The following is a 4,248-nucleotide window of genomic DNA, read 5'->3' as shown; positions in this document are numbered from 1 at the left end:
CAGACCACGACCTCAGCGAACGTGGGTGCATGCAGACCACGACCTCAGCGAACGTGGGTGAATGCAGACCACGACCTCAGGAGGCGAGGTCAGGAACCGCCGGGGTTGAGGGTCACGGTCGTCGGCTTGAAGCCGGCCCCCGTGGTGTCGAGGCCCATCGCCTTGAGCTTGGCCAGCGCCTTGACCGTGTAGTCGTTGGTGTAGGCCGCGCTGTCCGGCGCCTTGGTCAGCACCGTCGCCCCCTGGGAGTTCTTGGTCGATGACGCGACCGTGACCGTCCGGTCCCAGGCGGCCTTGTCGACCGTGCCGATGCCGTCCGGCGACGGCCAGACCAGCTTGTTGACCTCGTTCATCTGCCACAGCTGGTGGCTCGCGCCGAGCTTGGAGCCGGCCTTCACCACGTCGTCGCGGCACTCGCTGGGGTTGGTGGAGCAGAAGATCCAGCCCTGGTAGCTCGCGGTGAGGAACTTCACCGTCGTGTCCTGGAAGGCCGGGTCCTTCAGCTTGGTCGTGTTGGCCCAGATCGCGTCCTGGAGCATGGCCGTACCGGCGTCGTTCCAGTTGATCGCGTTGAAGTCGCTCGGCTGGTAGAGGTTGCCGGTGGCGGGGTTCTTCGCCTCGAGCACCTGGGCGTACTCGTTGTAGACCATCGCCTGGGCGGCGTCGATGTCGCCCTGGAGCAGGGCGTTCATGTCGAACTGCTGCTGGACGATCTTCACGTCTTTGCCAGGGTCGATCCCGGCCTTGGTCATGGCGGCGAAGAGCTCGTACTCGTTGCCGAAGCCCCAGTCCCCCACCGTCTTCCCCTTGAGCGCCGCGGCCGAGGTGATGTCCTTGCCCTTGAACGAGACCTGCAGAGTGCCCGAGCGTTGGAAGACCTGACCGACGTCGGTGATGCCCGCGCCCTTCTCCCTCGACTGCAGTGCCTTGGGCACCCAGGCGATGGCGAAGTCGGCCGACCCGCCGTCGGCGACGGTGGTCTGCGGGACGGTGTCCGTCCCGGCGGGGACGATCTTGACGTCGAGACCCTGCTGGGCGTAGTAGCCCTTGGCGAGGGCCGCGATGTAGCCCCCGAACTGGGCCTGGGTGACCCACTGGAGCTGCAGGGTGACCTTGGTCGTCGAGCCGGCCGCTGCGCTGCCAGCGCCGCTGGAGCCGCCCGAGCTGCTGCTGCACGCGGCGAGGCCGACGGCGGCCAGGGCGACCGCCGTGACGGCGGTGACCCGGTAATGGAAGCTGTTCATCCGATCCCTTCTTGCAGGGTTGATCGTGCGTGCGGTGGTGGTCGTGCGTCCGGCGGCGCTGCCGGGTTGCTGTGTGGGGTGACGGCCAACGTCAGGCGACGGGCAGCGCCCTGTTGCCGACGACGACGCGTTCGAGCAGGAGCGAGGCGAGGAAGAAGAGGAGGCCGAGCATCACAGCGCCGAGGACGCTCGCCCAGGCGGCGGGATAGTCGGTCGCGCCCACCGATGACGTGATGCGAGAGCCGAGCCCGTCCTCGAGGCCACCGAAGTACTCGCTGACGACCGCGGCGATGACGGCGAGCGAGGACGCGACGCGGAGTCCGGTGAAGAAGTAGGGCAGTGCTCCCGGCACCCGGATCGTGCGCAGGACCTGACCGCCGGACGCGGCATAGCTCTGCATGAGCTCCCTATGCACCGGCGACAGCCGGGACAGCCCGCGCAGCACGTTGACGAAGACGGGCACGAAGGCGCTGATGGCGACGACCTCCCGGCGCGGGAGGGTCGACAGCGGGGAGTACATCGTGTTGAGCAGTGGCGCGAGGGCGACGATCGGCATCGCGGCGAGGGCAGCCACCAGCGGTGAGACCGCACCACCGAGCAGGGGCATGCGGGTCGCCAGCGCTGCGAGCAGGACGCCGAGGACGACGCCGACGAGCAGCCCGACGAGCGCGTTGGCGCCGCTGCGCAGCGACGCGTCGAGGATGACCCCGATCGAGGCCCGCAGGGCGGCCCCGATGTCGCTCGGCGCCGGGAGCACGTAGGACTTGACCCCGGTGACCCGCACGAGCACCTGCCACAGCAGGAGGAAGAGCACGCCGAAGACGAGTGGTGGCAACAGGATCGCGCCGAAGCGGCGGCCGGCCGCCGTCACAGCGCGCCCCGAGCGGCGTTGGTGTCGGCGGTGTTGGAGTCCGCGGCGACATCAGCCCTGATGTCCGCCTCGAGGGCGCCGGCGTCGGGCACGGTGCGCCCGCGCAGGGCCTCGCGGACCCGGGTGATCGTCGCGTAGAAGTGCGGGGCCTCGCGGGTGTCCTCGGTGCGGTCGCCGAGATCGACCGGGATGATCTCGGCGATGCGTCCAGGACGCGGCGACATCACGACCACCCGGTCCGAGAGGAAGACGGCCTCGGGGATCGAGTGGGTGACGAAGACGACGGCCGCCGACGTCTCCCGGGCGATCCGGACCAGCTCGGCCTGCATCCGCTCGCGGGTCATCTCGTCGAGCGCTCCGAACGGCTCGTCCATGAGCAGCAGGGTCGGACGCTCGGCGAGCGCCCGGGCGATCGCGACGCGCTGCTGCATCCCGCCGGACAGCTGCGGTGGACGGTGGCCGGCGAAGTCGAAGAGCCCGACGAGCTCCAGCAGCTCGAGCGCCCGGGCCTTGCGGGTCGCGCGGTCGACCCCGTGCAGCTCCAGCGGCAGCTCGACGTTGGTGCGCACTGTGCGCCAGTCGAGCAGCCCGGCCTGCTGGAAGGTGAAGCCGTAGTCCTGGTCGAGCCGCGCGCGCTGCGCCGTCTTGCCGCCCACCTCGACGGTGCCGCTCGTCGGCGTCAGGAGATCGGCGATGATCCGCAGCAACGTCGACTTCCCGCAGCCGGACGGCCCGATGAGAGAGACGAACTCGCCCGGTGCCACGGTGAGGTCGATAGCCTCGAGGGCCACTACCGCGCCCCGCCGGACGGTGAAGGTCTTGCTCACGCCGCGGATCTCGACGGCAGGTGCCGTGGTCGCGCCCGTGGTGGCGCCCGTGGTCGACATCAGGCCTCTCCCCCGCGGGTGTAGCGCCACAGGGCGACGTCAGCGAGCGAGACGACCGCCGCCGCGGCGAGGCCGAGCACCGCGGCGCCCAGCACCGCGGCATACGTGCGAGAGGGGTCTCCGGTCGCCTGCTGGGCGTAGGTGATGATCAGCCGCCCGATGCCTCCCTCGAGCCCGGTCGAGATCTCGGCGACGATCGTGCCGACGACGGCAGCGGCTGCGGCGAGGCGCAGCGACGGCACGAGGTAGGGCAGCGACGACGGGAGCTTGAGCAGCAGCAGGGTGCGCCACCAGCCGGCGGCGGAGCAGCGGAACCAGTCGAGGTGCACGGCGGTCGCGGACTTCAGCCCGCGCACCATCCCGACGGCGACGGGGAAGAAGGCGAGATAGGCCGCGATGACCGCCACCGACATCCACGGCTGCCACTGCAGGCTGCCGATCGACGAGCCCTGGCCCCACCGGGTCACCAGGGGCGCGAGCGCGATGAGCGGCACGGTCTGGCTGAGCACGACGTAGGGCAGCAGGGCGCGCTCGGCCACGACGAGGCGGTCCATGAGCAGCGCGAGGAGGAGGCCGACGACGACCCCGATGACGAAGCCCACCGCGGCCCACCGCAGGGTGTGCAGGCAGGCGTCGACGACGGAGTCGAGCACGCTCGTGGTCGGGCCGAAGGTGATCGCTCCCCCGACCTCGGGCGCGCTGAATGCCCGGCCGACCGACGAGAGGTGAGGCATCGCGGCGTCCGTCGTCCGCGGCAGGATCGTGGCGCCGAGGACGGTCACCCCGGCCGCGGGGCCGAACGACTTGTAGGCCTCCCAGACGCCCGCGAGGACGAGCAGGCCGACGACCACGAGCCCGGCCCGAGCCAGCCACCGCACGCCCCACCGTCGGGCCGCCGTCACGAGGTGGCCGAGGGTCGGACCGCCATCGCCGGGATGACCTTCTCCCCGTATGCCGCGAGGGTCGCGTCCTTCGCGTCGTGCTGGAGGTAGAGCGCGAACTGGTCGACGCCGAGGGCGCTGAGCTCCTCGAGCCGGGCCACGTGCTCCGCCTCCGGACCGATGACGCAGAACCGGTCGATCACCTCGTCGGGCACGAAGTCCGTGTGGGCGTTGCCGACCTTGCCGTGGGAGTTGTAGTCGTATCCCTGGCGGCCCGCGATGTAGTCGCTGAGCGCCTGCGGGATCGCGGCGCCCTCCGTGCCGTAGCGCGCGATGATGTCCGCGACGTGGTTGCCGACCATCCC

At 70.7% G+C, this 4,248-nt stretch carries 5 protein-coding genes; all 5 read right to left on the bottom strand.

Annotated features, from left to right (window positions below; translation table 11 throughout):
• Positions 1-89: 89 nt before the first annotated feature.
• Positions 90-1,244: an ABC transporter substrate-binding protein gene (locus Q0R63_RS10675; RefSeq protein ID WP_295697091.1), complete on the bottom strand. Its 1,155-nt coding sequence runs from the start codon at positions 1,242-1,244 to the stop codon at positions 90-92.
• A gap of 91 nt (positions 1,245-1,335) precedes the next feature.
• Positions 1,336-2,115: an ABC transporter permease subunit gene (locus tag Q0R63_RS10670; protein ID WP_295697090.1), complete on the bottom strand. Its 780-nt coding sequence runs from the start codon at positions 2,113-2,115 to the stop codon at positions 1,336-1,338.
• The gene (locus Q0R63_RS10665) at positions 2,112-3,002 is read right to left on the bottom strand and encodes an ABC transporter ATP-binding protein (protein ID WP_295697089.1); all 891 of its coding nucleotides are present in this window, start codon (positions 3,000-3,002) and stop codon (positions 2,112-2,114) included. Before Q0R63_RS10665 ends, Q0R63_RS10670 begins: the two co-directional genes overlap by 4 nt.
• Complete coding sequence (locus tag Q0R63_RS10660) at positions 3,002-3,904, bottom strand: ABC transporter permease subunit (RefSeq protein WP_295697088.1); 903 nt, start codon at positions 3,902-3,904, stop codon at positions 3,002-3,004. The genes Q0R63_RS10665 and Q0R63_RS10660 overlap by 1 nt, the downstream gene beginning before the upstream one ends.
• Positions 3,901-4,248 (bottom strand): LLM class flavin-dependent oxidoreductase (locus Q0R63_RS10655; protein WP_366521103.1); only part of this gene is annotated, 348 nt, incomplete at its 5' end. The genes Q0R63_RS10660 and Q0R63_RS10655, both read right to left, overlap by 4 nt.

It is taken from the genome of Lapillicoccus sp., from assembly GCF_025353065.1.
Taxonomy (GTDB): Bacteria; Actinomycetota; Actinomycetes; order Actinomycetales; family Dermatophilaceae; genus Lapillicoccus.
Note: the sequence above shows the minus strand (reverse complement) of the source record. Positions and strands in the feature narration are given on the sequence as shown.

Excerpts from the sequence above, each read along its gene's own strand:
- Q0R63_RS10675 (WP_295697091.1), bottom strand. The coding sequence starts at position 1,244 with ATGAACAGCTTCCATTACCGGGTCACCGCCGTCACGGCGGTCGCCCTG.
- Q0R63_RS10665 (WP_295697089.1), bottom strand. The coding sequence starts at position 3,002 with ATGTCGACCACGGGCGCCACCACGGGCGCGACCACGGCACCTGCCGTC.